Genomic DNA, 17,475 nt, shown 5'->3' with positions numbered 1-17,475 from the left:
GGTGCGCCTACTGTCGGAGCCACAACGTGAACACACCAGTGGGGGAGGGGATCCGCGGCCGATCCCGCCCCACGCCGAACCACCAACAGGGAGACCATGACCGACATGGACGACGACACGACCGAAAACCCGTCCCTACGTGAACGACTCGCCCCCTTCGGCGAGGAGGTGACACGCGAGACCATCGCACAGCACATCCGCGCCGCTTGCGCGATGGCGGGCGACCTCGGCGGCGAAGATCCCCGAGACATCATCGAGCAGATCGAGGCCGGACTCACCCGCGAGGACATCCTCAATGAGTTCCGACGCAGGGAGCGCCCCGAGAAATGACCGCCTCGTCGCTCCCGATCGAGGGCTACATCCCCGGAACCGACACGCGAGTGAACCTTCTCGACATCACCGACACCCCAACACTCGACAGAATCGAAAAACGCCTGTTCACGCAGGCGATGTACGAATTCGCGGACGTTTCCTCGCCGAGCACCTTCACCGGAGAGTTCCTACGCGAGATACACCGGCGAGCCTTCGACGGCCTGTACGCCTGGGCCGGCCAGTACAAAACGGTGCCCACCACCCAGGGCAATCTGCCGATCGCCCACTCGAGCCCCGAGGACACCACCGCCGACGTCGACGAACTGTTCGCCGATCTCGCCGCCGAGAACAACCTGACCGGACTCGACCACCACACCTTCGTCACCCGTCTGGCCGATTACTGGTCACGCTTGACGGAGATTCATCCCTTCCCGGACGGGAACTCTCGGACGCAGTACGAGCTGTTCCGCCGCATCGCAGACCGGGCCGGATGGCAGATCGACACCGCACGTGTCGACCTCGCTGCCCTATCGGCGGCCCGCTACATCACCGCCGAGACCGGAGATCCCAGACTGCTCGCCGACGTTCTCGCCCCGGCGGTCGTACCGAACACCGGATACGTCCCTGCCCAGCCCGCCCCAGGTCGACCAGTGCTGTCTTTGACCACCCATATGACGATGCTGCGCGACTACGACCGTGATCGCAGCGGCCCCTACATAGCCTTCCAGACCTTCCGGGAGATCCCCCGCGAGCGATCCTTGAGCGGAGCCGAACTCGACAACGCTCACGCCCTGGTCCGCATCGGTCTTAACCTGGCCGAACGCACCGACTACGGTCCCGAACACGATGCCGCCGTACGCCGGATCCTCGAGGGCACCTCCACCCTCGCGGCCGAACGCGCCGCCGCAGCACTCCCCGAACCGAACCACCGCTACAAGGACCTGTTCGACCCGGCAGCAGGCAAGAACACCATGCGCTACGACACCGGAGCCCCGGTCAATGCCTTTGACGAGCGCGACCCCGCCCGGCTGCGCCGCCTCATCACCTGGGAGTTGGCACTGCGGACCGCCGACCACCTCGCCCACCGCGAAATTACCGGGGACGGCAGCGAACTACACGCAAGTGTCATCCACCGTGAGCTGCACACCGACTTCATGCCGATCGTCAGCGACACCTCCGCCTACACCAGCCCGGTAATCGCCGCCCCGGACGAGAACACTCTCACCGACCCCCACCAGCTCGGACGCCACATTGCCGCCATCCAGGAGGAAACCGAAGGCGTCCAGTCGGTCGCCGTCGTACTCATGACCGACCAGCTCGTCCACGACCGCCCCGACCGCACGATCGACTGGCGCACCATCGACCCCGAAGCGCTCCGTGCCGCCACCCACGCAGCGAACTACCACGATGATCCCCCCGAAGGCATCGAACCGGACCCGGCCCTCGAGGACGCTATGCGAGTTGCCGGCCGGGAAGCCTTCGCCGCCGAACTCGCCCGTGCCATCACCACCGAGCTTCCCGCCGCCGCCCCGGACCTCGGCACGGTCGACTCCGCGCAACGGTACGAGAAGCACTGGGATGTGCTGGCCCACCGCAGCTACGCCCTGCTGGAGAATTCCCCGGAACGCAACGAGACCTACGAGCCGCTGACCACCGCAATCCAGGTGGCCGAGGAACCCCGTCACGCCACGTCGACCAGGACCGACGATGCCCCAGAGGCAGCGAAACCAAATCCCGCCGACGGCGAGCCGCACCGGAATCTCACGCATGCCGACGAGGTAGGGGAGGAGCAGAGTTCGCTCTCAACAGTGAAGGCCCTCCACGGACCACCGCAGGTCCACCACACACCACCACAACCGAACAGCCGACCTCCGGCCATACATGAACACCAACCATCCACACCCGATCTGCACCTCGGGCCGCAGCTATAGGACCGACGAAGGGTGAAGGTGTCAGGCAGCCGTGTTATTACTGGCGTAGAGCCGCGTTGCACGGCTGACCCCGACGCTGCCATTGGTGCCCGCATCACGACGGCCAGCATTCGAGGGCAAGGTCCCCCGGATCTGCAACCATCTGCGCCTACCGTCACCGACCAGTGATGACCGATGCGGGCAGCCATCACTCATGCTGTGAACGGAAGACGCCATGACGAAAAACTCTGCCCGCAAGAAGGCCGCCCGCGCGTACCAAACCGCGCACCCCGGCACCAGCTTCCCCGACGCCCTCCGAGCCGTCACCGACAGCGCCACCAGCACCCCCACCGCACCGGCGGCCCGTGCAGGGAAGCGGCAGCCCTCGACCACCGGAATCGACCCGCAGACCAAAGCGGCCGCCATAGAAGCTCTGACCGCCCTCGCCCGAAGCACCCGCAGCGACGGCTCACAGGTCGACTTCGCCGATACCCTCGCCGACATCCTGGTCGTTGTCGCCGCCAACATGGGATCGGTCGACGGACTGCTCCGCGGCAGACCCACCTCGTGGGAAGCCGACCTGATCCACCAGCTCATCACCGGTGCCGAAGCGGAAGAGGACCTTCCTGCGCGACGTACCGAACCGGTACGCGTCCCGCTCGACATCGACGAACAATGGGACCGCTTCGGGTTGGCCGATCTCGCACAAGAGGCATTCGACGAGATCAACGCGCGCATGCTCGAGGTGGATGACGAGAGCCCCGAATCGGGTGCCCTGGCCGACGAACAGCTCGCCGTCGACGAACTCGAAGACAGTGACCGCGCCGCCTACATCTCCGCATTCACCGCCACCGCCCGCCAGATCGCCCAGGAACACGGCATCACAGCCCCCATCGAGGTCATCACCAGCTCATACCTCGATAACCAGCCGGCCCACGAGCCTGACGATCTCGAAGAGCGCATCCGCTATGCCGCTGTCGTCCGCACGCCCCACCCGATCACCGACAGCAACGCCACAGAGCTGATGGAACAGGGAGTCAGGCGAACGGAACTTTCCGCCGCACTGCGCGCCGCCGGTCACGACTACCGCGCCCGGGTTGCCCGCGTGAGCTCATGATCGGAGCGGCTGCGCCGCGCTGAACCCTGAATGGCCACCGAGAGGGATACGTCAGCCGCGCAGTGGCCTGTACGAATCTGCTCCACAGACCGCTATACGAATACCGCAGCAGACAGAAATGAAGAAAAAACCGAATTCGTACACCAGTCGGTTACCGCCGCCAACCTTCCAGTGTGGACAGCAGAACGAACTTCATGCCCATGAGATCGAACGCCGCCTCGCTGTCCCCGGCGACGAGAAGTTCCCGCTCGCGGGCGTGTAGCGCCGCAATCGCGGTCTCGAGCTCATCGTCGGTCATCGCATCGGCGGCATCCCCGACAGCTCGCGTCCTGTCCTCCACGCGCCGAGAGTAGCCACCGTGTCGTCCGCTGCACGTACAACCCATCAGCAGAAAGGCGATGGTCCCCGGCGGGGGGCGCCGGGGACCATCCTTCGACCCGGCAGGGAATCACTCACCTGTCGGGGAACTCGGTGATTGCAGCGGTCACCGTAGCGGAAGCGCGTACCTGCACCAAACAGGTGAAGCGAGAGCGACCGGCAGGAGGAAGAGCTCTCGCAGTCAGTCCTCGACAGGCACGAGATCGCTTACGCGCGCCGGCCACGGATACGTGAGCGGGCCGTCGGCGTTGACCTCGATCATCGCCATGCCGGTGTCCTCATCGACGTCCTTGACGGTGAACACGAACTTGCCGCGTGCACTGACCTTCACCTGGTCGCCGGGCTTCATGGTGGTGCTGTCTCCGATCGACACGACAGAACGGGACGTGTCGTTTTCCCAGTTCAAACCATAATTTTAGCGAAGCTAATTTTCTGGCTCCCGGCGGGTCGCCCCGTCTGTGATCCCGCCGGCTCGCTCACCTTCCGGGTCGGGCCGCGGTTGCTCCTGCGTCGGTCTCGGCGGCCACTGCACCCCGGAGAACCGTGGTCCCGTATGGGGCGGAATGGCAATCTCTGCCTCGCAGACGATGCACAGGTAGGTGCGGTGCCCGCTGGCTCCCGAGGGGCGCAGAGCCGTCGCGCACGTGCACGGTGTCCATCCCACGACCACCCGGTGTGGTCCCAGTCGGTGCCCGTTCGGGCACCGTTTCGGTGCGCGTTCGTAGGACACCACACACCCAATTTTCGCACATGCGTTCGACTCGGGGCGTTATAGTCGATGGGCGGCAGGTCGATGGAGGGACGCGACAGCGGACTTCGGGAAGCATCGGCCTGCCGCATCGTTTCCGCAGGAAACCAGGCGTCGAAAGCGGTAGAACCTCCGATACCGGGCACCCCCGCACCGGCCCGCGCACCGGCCTCGGTACGGTCACTGCCGTCCACGAACCGGGGGAAGTGGTCCGTCCGGCACCGTCATGCCCCTCGACCGACCCGGGGGAAGATCGACCAGCCGCCACCGCAACCGCGCCCGCACCGGCGCCGCACTGCTCGCTACTGCCATCACGCTGACCGGCTGCACCTCGACCGCGAACGGGGACACCGCCGAAGCGACTGCGGACACCACCACCACGGTCGAGCGCACCGCCGCGCTGATTCCCGCCGCCCCGGGCGAACCCGACCCCGGCGAGGAGTTCTCCACCCGCCCCAGCGACTACCCGGCCACCGCCGAAGACAACGGCATCGGCAGCATCATCGAAAGCCAGCGCATGGCCGAATTCCTCGTCCTGCCCGCCGAGGTCGACCCGGCACTGACCGAGGAATACCTCGACCTGACCCGCCCGATCTTCGGACCGATCCCGCTGGCTTATCTGCTCGCCGAAACCGACTCGACCATCGAGCAGATCGGCGGCGAGACCGGCATCATCGCCGGCTTCTCCACCGCCCGCTTCACCAAGGACAGCCGGGCGCGAATAGTGCACGCCGTGCTGCGCTTCCGCGACGCCGCCGGAGCCGGCGACGCCGCGACGCGGTTGCACGAGCACCTGCTCGACCCCGCGGTGTCCGGGCCGACGGCCGCGCCGCATCCGCTGGCGACGATGCCCGACAGTCTGGTCCACACCGTCGAGACGGAGTACTCCCGGTCGGTGGCCGCTGACCCAGCACGGGCACTACCTGATCTACACCTTCGTCGACAGTCCCACCGACCGGGCGAGCTGGGCCGACGGCGCGCTCGCGCACGCGTTGGAGTTGCAGCGGCCGATGATCGACCGCTTCCCCGCTACCTCCCCGAGTGAGCTGCGGAATCTGCCGGTCGACCTCGACGACATGCTGCGCCGCAGCCTGCGCTATCCCGACGGCGCCGAGGGCGCGCAGGTCCCCGCGGTCTACGGCCCCCGCGGTGCCGCCCACTTGCTCGCTCAGCTCAGCACCCTGGACATGTTCGCCGACACCGCCGCCACTCGCATGGCCCGCGATGCGACGTTCGTCTATCGCACCGACGCGACCGACCGCGCCGAAACCCTCTTCGACCGGGTTGTCGCGCAGATCCGCGACAAGAACGACGACATCTCCGTCCTCAGCGCCGCCGGCCCGCCCGGGGTGCCCGACGCCCGCTGCTTCGAGGTCATCACCGCGTACTCCGAAGGGGCGAGCTGTGCGCTGCTCTACGACACCTACGTCGCCGAGATCCGCACCAAAACCCTCACCGGCGCCCACCAGGCGACCTCGGCGCAGTACCTGATCTTCCAGGCCACCGACACCGACTGACCTGCGACAGAACAGGACCCCACCAGCCATGACCCACCCACGCCCCGACCCGGCCGTCCCGCACGAGGTGGACTTCCAGCACATCCCCACCGGCGGATTCTTCGCCGAATGCACCCACCCGAACCGTGCTGCGGCCGAAGCCTTCGCCGTCGACAAACTCATCGACCTCGGTGAAGACCCCACCGAGGCCAACGAGGCGGTCAAGCTCGCCGGATACACCGCCGCCGACGCCCACGCCTACGCCGTCCGGATCTATCCCACCCGCACGTAGATGCCGGGGCGAGGGGAAGAGGCCGCTACTCCCTCGGACCCGGTGACCTGCCAGGTCACCGGGTCCGGGCCGAGAACCCTCATCGAGCTCTCGAGCCGAGGCTTAGGAGTAGCGGCCCCCCGATCCGCTGAACCGGACTGTAGCGCACCCATTTCAAGGTGCCCGGCGCCTTTCGGTCGACAGATCGAGCGCTCCTCCCTCAGACGCGGGGGAATCCTTGCGGACACCTCGCGTGAGTTTGCAAGAGTTGCTAAAGTCTGCTAACTTTGATCTTGAGCCGTCTCGCATGGCTTCACCCGAGTCACGTGCGCCCGCATCGCACACGACGTCTGAGGGCAAGGTCCACAGGATCTGCGAAATCAACCATCCAACGCACTTCCGCGTGCAGTGGATGCGGGCTGCTGCGCGCGTTGAACAGTGGTTGGAGGACCAATATGACAAAGGATTCTGCTCGCAAGAAGGCCGTTCGCGCATACCGTGCCGCACACCCGGACCTGCCGTACCGCGAGGCTGAGAAGATCGTTACTGCCGAGCACAAGGCCATGAAGGCCGCGGAGGAGGCTGAGTGGATGTTCTCGAGCCTCGAAGAGCTGGTGAGCAGCAGCATCGCCGGGGACGAGCAGTTGCTCTACCGCGAACTCGACGTCAATGCAGGCAGTGGAGGCGCATTCGAGGTAGAGATCCCTGCGATCACCCAGGGGCCGATCGATATCGTGGCCGTCACCCCCGACTTGGACACTCTGTTCGTCGATGAGCATGAAGAGTTCGAGGGCGGAACCACCATCGGTGAGGCGCAAGTCGATGCCGAGGTCAAGTGGGAGGCATGCGTTCTGAAGGCCGAGCTTCCCACCATTCCGCATGACGTTCCGTGGCGCGTGATCGATCCGGACTGGGACTCGGACAATGTGCGGGTGAGCGGTACATTCCGTGCTGAGCTGGTTTACCACTACGTGGCCGATGAAGGCGCGCAGCTCGTTGACACCCTCACGCTTCAGGGGATCGAGCAGCTGTAGCTCACTTGGCCAAGTTCGGCAGACGAGGATCATCGTGTGACGCCTGCGAGCGGGCGTCCGGTGCCCTGAGATTCCCGCTGATATGGAAAGCAATCAGCTCAGGGCACCTCGGACGCAATCGCCGTATCAGGTCTTTCGATGGTGACCGTCTTGCCGGTGGTGCCGATTCTTGTGGTCAGGGCATAGCTGGTGATGCGGGCAGCAGCACCGGCCGGGGTCAGGGCCGAGCCGAGGTGTCGTCGGCCGCGGAATCGGGTCCGCTCCGGTCACGCAGCTTCACGAGGTGCCGTGGTCGCAGGTTGTGCACTGGAATGTGGTGCCACTTCCCCGTGGCAGGGGTCAAAAACGGGGGCTCGACCAACGGGGGGCTCGACCCCCGGCCGAACGCGCCCGTACGGTGCGGTGGACCCGGGAAACGGTGAAACTTGTGCCGGAAACTTGAGCAGGTGCTGCTGCTCGAGGGACGCCGCCCGCGACGGCTGGGCCCTCGTCGGCATCACCGGCGATTTGTCTGTGCTGCCCCGCAAGATTCCGCACTGCTCGGCCCCGCAGTCTGAACCCCGGCGGCCGAGACCGTTTCGAGGCGGGCGATCGCCCAGATCGCCCACTCCCTGATCTGCTGACTTCGTGCCTGCCACGGCCGGGCAGAGGATGCCAGCCGGGGGCCTTATCGCGCTACCGCGACTGCTCCCGCGATGGCGGAAGCCACGTCCTCCGGCGGCTCGTGCTCCCAGAACCGAAGCACTGTCCAGCCTGCGTCCCGCAACATCTCCGTCGAGCGTGCGTCCCGCTCGCGATTGTCGGCGATTTTCGTGGACCAGAACTCGGCGTTGATCCGCGCGGGCCGGTAGTGCTTGGGACATCCGTGCCAGTAGCAGCCGTCAATGAACACTACGACCCTCGCCCGGGTGAATACGATGTCCGCCCGCATCCGAAGTGCGCCCGGCAGCGGCGCAAAGTCGACGCGATACCGCAGGCCCAGGGCATGTAGTCGCCGCCGCACCGCCAGCTCAGGTCGGGTGTCGCGGCGCCGATTGCCCCGCATCGACGCCCCCACTGCGGAACTCGACGCCCAGCTCTCACTCACCACCTCAGTCTGCGCCACGCTAGTCCCGATACCCAGAAATACCGGTTCCACCGATAGCCTTTGGGGCATGCGTAGCGTGGAACTCTTCGCCGGTGGCGGTGGCTTGACTCTCGGAACTCACCGGGCCGGATTCTCCACGGAGGTCGTCGCCGAGTGGAACCGATGGTGCTGCGATACCCTCCGCGAGAACAGGGACGCCGGCTATCCTCTGGTCAAGGGCATTGATGTGCGAGAGGGTGATGTCCGAGACGTCGATTGGTCCGGCGTGCCCGATGGGATCGATCTGGTCAGTGGAGGTCCGCCCTGCCAGCCGTTCTCCGCCGGCGGTAAGGGTAATGCCGCCGACGACAAGCGCGACATGTTTCCGGCCACGACCGAGGTTATCCGGCGGCTACGCCCTCGAGCCTTCATCATCGAGAACGTCCGCGGGCTCCTGCGACCTGGCTTCTCGGACTACTACAGCTATATCCAGCTGCGGCTGGCCCACCCCGAGCTGGTAGCTGCCAACGGCGAGTCGTGGGGTGACCACTTTGACCGCCTGCAGGCCGAGCACACCTCTGTGCACACCGACCTCAAGTACAACGTGTTGCCGACGCTGGTTAACGCCGCCGATTACGGCGTGCCCCAACAACGATGGCGCGTGTTCTTCGTCGGTTTCCGCGAGGACGTCGATGCCGATTGGAGCTTCCCCCGCCCCACACACTCCGCCGGTGCCCTTCGCGCTGCCCAGGAGGACGGCTCCTACTGGGACCGTCACAAGGTCGCCAAGAAACACCGTGCCTTCCGGGTGCGTGAGGGTAAGAACTCCGACCCATCACTCAAGCCCTGGCGCACCGTCCGCGACGCCATTGGCGACCTGCCCGATCCCACTTCGGGCGCGGGCGCCAAAGTTCTGAACCATGTTCCACAGCCGGGCGCCCGGTCCTACCCGGGTCACACCGGCTCTTACATCGACGCGCCTGCCAAGGCCCTCAAAGCCGGCGTCCATGGCGTACCCGGTGGGGAGAACATGCTCCGGGACGTCGACGAGTCGGTCCGTTATTTCACCGTTCGCGAGGCTGCGCGTTTGCAGACCTTCCCCGATGATTACCGCCTGCACGGCCCCTGGGGCGAGGCGATGCGTCAGCTGGGCAACGCTGTGCCGGTCGACCTCGCCTGGATAGTGGCGGCGTCGGTGCGCGAGCATCTCGATGAAGCCGCCGTCCGCGCAGAGCAGGCCGACTGGCGGGCGCGCTCGGCCTAGTTCCGGGGCTCGGTCAAAGCCCGTGGCGCGTACATCACTGAGAACGCCTCGACGCCGATCAGCGCGCAGAACGACCGCACGCGTGCCCACTCGGCATCATGCAGCGCCGTCATCGTCGGCCGGGTGATCACCACAGCTACCCGCCCTTCGCCTTCGACCCGCGCGCCAGACGCCGCCCAATATAAGTCGCGCAGAACCCGGTACGATCCCCACACGACGACCGCCTCATCACCGGCCGCGCTCACCGCCTGGCACCGCATGGGCTTCTGCTCGATGGAGTCCGGCACGACGGTCCAGTCCGCGCCCAGCGTCGCGGTGACGAGGACACTCGGCCCCGGGTATCCGCGCCTGGTGTAGCGCGCGGTCGGGCCGATACCCTCCAGTGCGCGCGGGTACTCCTTGGCTGCGCTGTCCTTGAGCCACACGCGCATCTGTGCTGGCGTGTAGTAGGGCCGGAGCAGCTCGCTGAACTGCTCGTCGGCGATCAGCTTGTCGAAGACCCCGCCTCGCTCGCTTGAGGCGACCTGTTCCCATTTTCTGCGGTCGAACTCCGCGTAGACATACGCCAGAGCCTCGTCTCTGACCTCGTCCGGCAGCCTGGTCATGCCCACCTCCTCGCGCCGACGTCGAGGCTGTCCATCGACGGCGGGAACTCCAGCCTCACCATATCTGCGGCCGTCGCGAGGTCTCCGACGTCGGCGACCCATTGGTCGATAAGCGACCGCACGCCCTGGTCCTCGAAGTCGAAGCTTGACCGGTTGACGCTGAGGACCTCCGTTTCCGAGGCCTCCATCTGTGCCCGAAACGCCGATACCTCAGCGATCCGTCGCAGGTCCGAGACGCAGTCCAGGACGGCGACCCGCTCCTTGCCGGCACGCAGGCGCAGCCCGCGTCCGAGCTGCTGGATGAAGATCCGGCGCGAGTGCGTCACTCGGGCGAAGACGATGATGTTCACGTCGGGAACATCGATACCCTCATTCAGCAGGTCGACGCTTACTAGCAGCTCGGTCTGGCCCGAACGAAAGCGGACCAGCCGCTGCTGCCGCTCACGCTTGCTCATGTCGTTGTGGATCGTCTCGACCCCGCGCCAGGGCGAGTGGCCTCGCAGAAGTTCGGCGAAGCGCTCGGCGTGGTCGATTGTCTGGCAGAAGACGATCCCACGGGGGGCGCGCGTGGAATTCCACACTTTGATCAGGCGCTCGATGATGGCCTCGTCGCGCTCGGGGATGAATAGGCGCCGGTTCAGGTCCTTGATCGTGTACGAGTGCTTGGAGGACTCCTTCACGAATTCCCAGTCAATATTGTCGGCGAGCAGCTGGTAGTCCACCTGTGCGAGATAGCCGCGTCTAATCCCGTCGGCAATCGACATCTGGACTACTGGTGAGCCGAACGTGGTCTCGATATCGAACTTGTCCCCTCGCCACGGCGTGGCGGTGACCCCGAGCCTAGGTACGTTGTCGAGCAGTTCGAGGATATGAGCGTAGTACCCACTCTCGCCGACGTGGTGGACCTCGTCGATGACGACCAGATCGGGTCGATAGCCCCGCTCCACATAGGCGTGCGCCGTCGGGAGCACCGCAAAGGTGACGCCCGACAGATTGTCGCGGTGTTCACCCTGACCGATCCTTTGGGTCGGGACGTTCTTCGGGATGAATGGCCACATCGATTTCTCTAACTGGTCGACCAGAGGGGCGCCGTGTGCGATCACCAAGATCTTCGCCGAGGGGTCGCGGTCGAGCCGGTCGGCGACGATCGAACCGGCTACGACCGTCTTGCCCAGACCGGTGGCCAGGTACACAAGGGCCTTGCGTCGGGCCGGGTCGTCCAGGCCGTCCAGCGACTCCTGGACGGCCTCCACCTGGTACGGACGCAGGTCCAACTGTGGAGGCAAGTCCCTGGCGCTGCGGTACAGCTTGGCGAGCGCCGCCCCGTCCCATGCCTTGAGAGTGCGGCCGACCCTCTCGAACGCGGTGATCCGTGTCCGGGCCGTCTTCGTGAATCGGCCGTTGGTAACGACGATGCCCGAGGCCGCGCCGTAGGCGTCGATCGCGTTCGAGACCTCGTTCACCGCGTCCTCGCTGACCGAGCCCTTGACCGGATCGAGCCGCCACTTGGCCTGGATGGCGATGAGCTTCCCGCCGAAGCGCGCTAACAGGTCCCCACCCTGGTCGTTGGGGCCGTCGATGTTCACGACGTCTGTGAATCCGAGCAGCGGCAGCAGCCGCTCCAGCGCGCGGGTGAACCCTGCGGGGCCGCCCTCGACCATCCGGTCCACCGAGAGGAAGGACCCGCCGATCATGCCTGGGTCCCGTCGGGGGTCACCATTGCGCTAAGCGACTCCAGTCCGATGGACAGCCTGAGCAACTCCCGGGGGCTCAGGCGATCGGTGGCTGTCAGCGTCCGCTCCAGATCCCGGACCAGGCTGGTCAGGTGGCTCTGCCTCTCCTCGCGGATCGACTCGTCTTGCCACGAGCTGTAGCTCGACGTGAAGACCCCACCGTCGAGCATCAGCTCGGGTGCCTCGACGATCAGATCCTCGAACGCGCGCGGGCTGAGGAACTGCGCGTAGCCACCAGAGGCTTCCAGGGCGTTCCAGTCCGCGCTCGCGTCTGCGGCAGCGGACTTCTGAGTCTGGATCTTTGCGGTGGGCGACAGTTTCGTCCAGAACCCAGCCGGGTCACGCTCGACGAGCGGCCCGCTGACCTCCCTGATCCGATCGAGAAGGTCCTCGGCAGAGAGACGTACCGTCGCGGCGTCAATCCGGCGGTCGCCGACCTGATCCAGAATGCCCTCCACGAACTCGCCGGCCTTGCCGGCGTATCGCAGATACGCCGCCGCCGCATCGTGCAGGACTGTCGCGCCGACGTCGACGGGGTTCCACCCATAGTCAGCCAGCAGCGGATGCCTCTGGTCAATGAAAAGCTCGATTACATTTGCCTGAAGATTGGGTGCTGAGAACTTGTCGGCACCTTCCAGGAGATCCACCCCGTCCGTCAGATACACAGTCACCTTGAACGTCCGGCTGCCGCCCGGGATCACGATCTCCGCACTGTCCAACTGCGGAATCACCCGGCCGTTCGCGCGATAGCGGGCGAGCCGGTCGTCGCGGGTCTCCAGCTCTGGCGCCTCATCATCATCAGGGCTGTCGTCGCCGCCGTCAGGATCCCCGGGCGGGTCGCCACCAGACGGGAGCAGATCGTCGACGTTCGGCTCGCCGTCTTCTTCGTCGTCTCCCGAGTTTCTGGCTTTGATCTCTTCATGATTGACAACGTGAGTCCACCACATCTCGTCGCTCCGGTAGGCCGATAGGCCCTTGCGGAAGTTGGCGCCCCACTTGCGGGCCTGCTCGGCCATCGCTTTTTCGCCGTCTCCAGGCACAAGGTATCTGTACCCGGGGTTGTACCGGCGATAGGCGTGGAACAGCATGCCCAGCTCCGAGGTGTTGGGGCTGTACTCCAGTTGCTTCGCCAGATTATCTAGGAGCGGGCCGTCGCCGCGGATCTTGTCGCGTACGGTTTTCCAGGCCAGGCTGTCCCGGCCGAAGTTGGTTTTGCGGTAGTTCACCGGGAGATGGTCCAGGTGCAGCTCGCCCACAATCCGTCCGCGCCCGAGTTCAACCGGGTACTCCACGACCTTCTCGCCGGTGTCGGGGTTCGACCACTCGAACAGGTCCTTGTCCAGGTGGGCGATCGTTCGCCCCTGACGCAGCAGCGAAATCCCGTAGTCACCGCCCGCATCGTCATACCGCTGGATGCCGAGCCAACCGCGGATCGTCCGATCCCGCATCTCCACCTGATCGGACCCGCACTCGACGCACGCATCGAGCTCCGCGATGGCCTCGGAGTGCCAGTGCCCGCACGCCAAGCAGGCGAACGCCGGTTTGAGGTCGTGGCGCACCTCCGTCACCGCTGGCACGTTCTGGCCCTTGTAAACAACCGACCGCTCAGGCGACCACACGCATGGAATGTAGGGCTCCACAGGGCTGCCGTTGAGAGTGAGACTCAGACCCAGTCCGCCGATAACCTCTGCGGCGGCGATGTCGGTGCCGGCGACCGAGCGGAGCATGTACGAGTAGGTCTCGCCCAGGCGCGCCTTCACGCGGTTCGCGATTCCGGGCCAGCGCAAGCTCTTGACCGTGTCGCTGCGAAGGCGAGAGACGCTTACCGAAGTGCCATGCTCGCCAACGCCCTTAGGCTCTGTGGTGATCGGCACCTGGAAGGAATCCCGCGATCCCATCGCCTGGATGTCGATGACCGCGATCGTCCAATAATCGTCCTGAGCCCTGCCGGACCTGACTGTCGTTAGGTGGCCCAGCCGCCCGGTAGCCACGTTGAAACCCATGCCAAATAGGCCAAGAGAACCGTAGCGTGCGTTACCCGACGAACCGGCCCGTAGTGCTTTTCGCATCTGCTCCACCGACATTCCCCGGCCCGAGTCAGTGACGCTGATCACCGAGTCTGTGTGGACTTTCGAGCCGGAAGGGAAATCGATCTCCACCCGGCCCTCGAAACCCGGGTCCTCGTGCTTGGCCGCGTTGATCTCGTCGAGCGCGTTGTCGATCAGCTCAGCGAGGCACTCCTCGACTTTCATGTCGACGTCGGCGATCACGTCAAGGATCCGGGGGAGGGAGTTAGGTCAAGGGTCTCTTCGGGCATCGCTCAGGATCCTCGTCGGTAGTTCTTGGTCACACTGTCGGAGCAGTTCCCAATGGTTCGTCGGCTGTTGCCCAAAACATTACTTTGGTTGCGGACAATCCGGCTCTTCCGGAAATGGAGTGCAGGAGACAACGTGAAGATCCGAGCTTGATGCTGGTGTCGTTGCCGTAAGAAGGACCCCGTCGTCGGGCAGGGTGCGCCATCCCAGCGGCAGTGTGGTTCGACTTCTCGACGACGTCCTTGCGGTTGCCGGCCCGAGATGGGCAGATCGACGCGGTCACGTCGTAGTGTTCGGCGACGCTGGCGAAGCGGGCGGTGATCCGTCCGCTATCGGGATGACAGACGGTGGTCATAAGGTCGAAACGCCAACTGCGGGTTGGACCACCGAAACCGCAGCAGATGCGGTCGAGACCGTCTGCTGCAACTCGTGTGCCTGCGAGCTGCGCCGAGTTCGCTTGGACGGGCACAGTCAGGACTGTAGATAAGGGACGTCCACATCGCGGTGCCCGTCGCGTCCATAACTACTGATTCACATTGTCGAACCGCCGCCACCGGGTGTAAGCAGACTGCCTGCTGATCCCGACAGCCTCGCCAATGTCAGCCCAGGACGACCCACACGCTCGAGCGACCGCCACAGCTTCATCCAGCCTACGGCCGGCCGCCTGCGCTTCACGCGAGGTCCGCTTCACTGCTTCAAGACTGGGTGGCCGGACATGCTCAAGCCACTCGGTGTGGCAACTGTCCTCTACCCACTTGGGAGCAGGTCCACCTTCTGGGTCATACACCTGATCGGGCGCAGGCGTCGCGGAACGATCTGCCAGGCGGCGAATCATCAACGGAGCCTTCCAGCCGCATGAGCACCGTGCCAGCCACCCGACGGTTTCCGAAATACTCACCATGTTTCCGTCGTCGAGGACGAGATTGTCGCCCCGTATCTCGGTCACTCGACGCCCGGCCGGGACCTCGATCGAGGCATGTCCCTCATGCTCGCCGTCCACTGTCTGCCAACTCATCGTCATCCACCCATCGTTGCGATATAAATCCAATGGTAAATGTTGATGTCAAGTGAGCACGTGAGAAGTTGTGTCATAGAATTATGACGCTAGATCAGGATGTGGTGAAAACGTCCAAAGCGCTTCATCGAGAAAGGGTGTGCTGTTTGACGATCCTCAAACAGCACACTGCGAAGTGGCCCGGCACTCGATCGTGTCCTGGGGAAGGCGGCCGTCCGACCGTCCTGTTTAACCGTCCTGCATGTCGGTCTCGTATAGCTGACCCAAACAGCACTATCGTCGTCTCATGGACGGAATCCTGATCGGCTATGCCCGATGCAGCACCGCGGGCCAAGATCTGCGAGCGCAACGCACAGCCCTCAAACGCCTCGGAGTCCCCGACGAGCGGATCTACACCGACAAGGGCTACACCGGCCGCAACCGACACCGACCCGGCCTGCGCGAAGCACTCGCCGCCTGCCGCGAAGGCGACACCCTCGTCGTCGCCAAACTCGACCGCCTCGGCCGCTCCGCCGTCGACCTCCGGGCGATTGCCGACGAACTCGAGGCCAAAGGCACCCGCCTGAGCATCGGCGGCTCCGTCCACGACCCGACTGATCCCACCGGCAAGCTGTTCTTCGGCATGTTGTCGCTGATGGCCGAGTTCGAATCCGACCTCATCCGAGCCCGCACCCGCGAAGGCATGGCCGAAGCGAAAAAGGCCGGCCGACTCAAGGGCAAGCAGCCGAAGCTGTCCGCCCTGCAGCGCAAACGTCTGCTCGCCGACTACGAATCCGGTGAGTACACCGCCGCCCAGCTCTGCGAGATCAGCGGCCTGTCGCGCTCCGCGATGTACGCGACCCTGCGACGTGCCCGGGAAGAGGCCGAGCTCGCCCGCAACTGACCCCGCGAATGCGCATGGATCTGGTCGGGGCAGGGTTCGTCCCAAAGATGCGGGACTCACTATGTCTAGCAATCTGGAGCGGATTCAGACAATTGCTTGTGGCTGTCTCCGGGATTAAGTGCCCGGTGCGCCGCCGCCAGGGCATTTGCTTCGAATTGATCGTTGGCATACCCGATCGCGTCGTCTACGACATTATTTAGATCCGCGGCATTAGAATCTGAGAGACTACGAAACACCTCAACATGGGAGTTAAATCGGAATTTATCGGCAAATGTTGCACTGATGAAACTCAGTCCGGATTCGGTCATCTTTTCCCGAAAGTACAAAGGCCATATAGGAAATATCGGACTGTAAGTCACAGAGATGTGTCGCTCGCCGCTTGGGAAGTCATCGGTCTTGACCTCCTTGATGCGCTCAACACGCTTCCAACCGTTTATCGGGGATGTTGCGAGGGAGGTGACCACCGTCAGGAAGTCCTTGTCTGTCAGCAATGGCGGACGCTGGTAAGAAGGTAGTTTCTCTTCAACTGCGTCTCCCAGGGAGGGAGCCACCCCCCATGCCGCTGCGTACGGCAGGGCGCTCGTGGCCGAATCGAACGGTCCTCTGCCGGAGGATGGAATAGACACAGCCCTGGGCGTGTAGATACGTTTGATTCTTCCATCGAGGCTCTGACGCCACCGTCGCCCCTTGGCATCGGTGTACTCGACAGCGAAATCGATGCTTTCGGCATCGGTCGTGTGGACCCTCACAATGGTATGCCGAGTGTAAGGGGCGGTGTGGTCCTGATGGGAGTGGAGAGTTATCCCGTCTGGGATATTTTCCCCGAACCGCAGATCTTTTTTCGCCAGCTCAGATGTTCTCTTCTCAATGTCGGCAGTTCCGTTACCGGAAGAAACTTCTCGGACCGTTACATCGAAGAATCGCGCATTGCTCTGATTCTCGATCAGATACGTGGGCAACGACGAGAGTGAGTCCTTGCCCACATCCTTGTAGATGCTCAAGAGTCGAGCCTGCGCCATGTGATCGTCCTCGCGAGCCATTGCATCGTGTTGGCGATCGGACCGTGCGTGCGCGCTGGAGACCATGAGGCTGAACGCTGCAATCAGGAAGGCTGCCGCCGTACCCAGGCCACCCGCCCAAGTACCCCACGCCACGAACCAGTTCGAGGTTATGTCCTGCGGACTTCGATTGGACTTGACCAAAGTCACCACCACGAACACCACCGCAAACACGGTGACGAAAAAGCCCACTCCAACGAGGACGCGCTTGAACCACCGTTCCTCGGGCAACTGCTTCGGACTGTCATTCCCTTGGGGGTGTTGCTCCAC

16 protein-coding genes are annotated in these 17,475 nt (G+C 64.5%); 9 read left to right on the top strand and 7 right to left on the bottom strand.

The features are described 5' to 3' along the window. Positions 1-96: 96 nt before the first annotated feature. The 3 genes from GON09_RS00080 (at position 97) to GON09_RS00070 (ending at position 3,339) form a co-directional block, all read left to right on the top strand. Complete coding sequence (locus GON09_RS00080) at positions 97-330, top strand: hypothetical protein (RefSeq protein WP_244865307.1); 234 nt, start codon at positions 97-99, stop codon at positions 328-330. Beyond that, positions 327-2,243: a Fic/DOC family protein gene (locus GON09_RS00075; RefSeq protein ID WP_213930084.1), complete on the top strand. Its 1,917-nt coding sequence runs from the start codon at positions 327-329 to the stop codon at positions 2,241-2,243. The genes GON09_RS00080 and GON09_RS00075 overlap by 4 nt, the downstream gene beginning before the upstream one ends. Before the next feature lie 214 nt (positions 2,244-2,457). Continuing rightward, the gene (locus tag GON09_RS00070) at positions 2,458-3,339 is read left to right on the top strand and encodes a hypothetical protein (protein WP_213930112.1); all 882 of its coding nucleotides are present in this window, start codon (positions 2,458-2,460) and stop codon (positions 3,337-3,339) included. A gap of 151 nt (positions 3,340-3,490) precedes the next feature. Here GON09_RS00070 and GON09_RS00065 read toward each other — a convergent pair whose 3' ends face one another. Both GON09_RS00065 and GON09_RS00060 read right to left on the bottom strand, forming a co-directional pair. Beyond that, positions 3,491-3,679 (bottom strand): hypothetical protein, encoded by a 189-nt coding sequence (locus GON09_RS00065; RefSeq protein WP_213930111.1) that lies wholly within the window; start codon positions 3,677-3,679, stop codon positions 3,491-3,493. A 219-nt stretch (positions 3,680-3,898) separates the two neighbouring features. After that, a complete protein-coding gene (locus GON09_RS00060; RefSeq protein ID WP_213930110.1) occupies positions 3,899-4,090 on the bottom strand; it encodes a hypothetical protein in 192 nt (63 codons plus the stop codon). Between the two features lie 601 nt (positions 4,091-4,691). Between GON09_RS00060 and GON09_RS00055 the strand changes: the two genes are divergently transcribed. The 4 genes from GON09_RS00055 (at position 4,692) to GON09_RS00040 (ending at position 7,266) form a co-directional block, all read left to right on the top strand. Next, a complete protein-coding gene (locus tag GON09_RS00055) occupies positions 4,692-5,510 on the top strand; it encodes a DUF7373 family lipoprotein (RefSeq protein ID WP_213930083.1) in 819 nt (272 codons plus the stop codon). Then, positions 5,392-5,982, top strand: coding sequence for a DUF7373 family lipoprotein (locus tag GON09_RS00050; protein ID WP_441347326.1), 591 nt, complete (start codon positions 5,392-5,394; stop codon positions 5,980-5,982). The genes GON09_RS00055 and GON09_RS00050 overlap by 119 nt, the downstream gene beginning before the upstream one ends. 28 nt (positions 5,983-6,010) lie before the next feature. Next, positions 6,011-6,253 (top strand): hypothetical protein, encoded by a 243-nt coding sequence (locus tag GON09_RS00045; RefSeq protein ID WP_213930081.1) that lies wholly within the window; start codon positions 6,011-6,013, stop codon positions 6,251-6,253. A gap of 434 nt (positions 6,254-6,687) precedes the next feature. Next, positions 6,688-7,266, top strand: coding sequence for a hypothetical protein (locus GON09_RS00040; RefSeq protein ID WP_213930080.1), 579 nt, complete (start codon positions 6,688-6,690; stop codon positions 7,264-7,266). Between the two features lie 667 nt (positions 7,267-7,933). Here the strand turns inward: GON09_RS00040 and GON09_RS00035 are convergent. After that, positions 7,934-8,311, bottom strand: a complete 378-nt coding sequence (locus GON09_RS00035) for a very short patch repair endonuclease (RefSeq protein WP_213930105.1) — start codon at positions 8,309-8,311, stop codon at positions 7,934-7,936. Positions 8,312-8,420: 109 nt separating this feature from the next. Here GON09_RS00035 and GON09_RS00030 point away from each other — a divergent pair, with 109 nt between their 5' ends. After that, positions 8,421-9,596 (top strand): DNA cytosine methyltransferase, encoded by a 1,176-nt coding sequence (locus GON09_RS00030; protein ID WP_213930079.1) that lies wholly within the window; start codon positions 8,421-8,423, stop codon positions 9,594-9,596. Here GON09_RS00030 and GON09_RS00025 read toward each other — a convergent pair. Genes GON09_RS00025 through GON09_RS00015 form a run of 3 tightly spaced genes read right to left on the bottom strand, consistent with a single transcriptional unit; the run spans position 9,593 to position 14,204 of the window. Continuing rightward, positions 9,593-10,201, bottom strand: a complete 609-nt coding sequence (locus GON09_RS00025; protein ID WP_213930078.1) for a hypothetical protein — start codon at positions 10,199-10,201, stop codon at positions 9,593-9,595. The two genes, GON09_RS00030 and GON09_RS00025, sit on opposite strands and share 4 nt — an antisense overlap. Then, positions 10,198-11,895 carry a DEAD/DEAH box helicase family protein gene (locus GON09_RS00020; RefSeq protein ID WP_213930077.1) on the bottom strand — a complete coding sequence of 566 codons (1,698 nt, stop codon included), beginning with the start codon at positions 11,893-11,895 and terminating at the stop codon, positions 10,198-10,200. Before GON09_RS00020 ends, GON09_RS00025 begins: the two co-directional genes overlap by 4 nt. Beyond that, positions 11,892-14,204, bottom strand: coding sequence for an ATP-binding protein (locus tag GON09_RS00015; protein ID WP_213930076.1), 2,313 nt, complete (start codon positions 14,202-14,204; stop codon positions 11,892-11,894). The genes GON09_RS00020 and GON09_RS00015 overlap by 4 nt, the downstream gene beginning before the upstream one ends. A 1,346-nt stretch (positions 14,205-15,550) precedes the next feature. Between GON09_RS00015 and GON09_RS00010 the strand changes: the two genes are divergently transcribed. After that, positions 15,551-16,147 carry a recombinase family protein gene (locus GON09_RS00010; RefSeq protein WP_213930075.1) on the top strand — a complete coding sequence of 199 codons (597 nt, stop codon included), beginning with the start codon at positions 15,551-15,553 and terminating at the stop codon, positions 16,145-16,147. A gap of 65 nt (positions 16,148-16,212) precedes the next feature. Here the strand turns inward: GON09_RS00010 and GON09_RS00005 are convergent. Then, the coding region (locus GON09_RS00005) for a hypothetical protein (protein ID WP_213930074.1) at positions 16,213-17,475 on the bottom strand (1,263 nt) is incomplete at its 5' end.

Source organism: Rhodococcus sp. B50 (assembly GCF_013602415.1).
Lineage (GTDB): Bacteria > Actinomycetota > Actinomycetes > Mycobacteriales > Mycobacteriaceae > Rhodococcus.
Note: the sequence above shows the minus strand (reverse complement) of the source record. Positions and strands in the feature narration are given on the sequence as shown.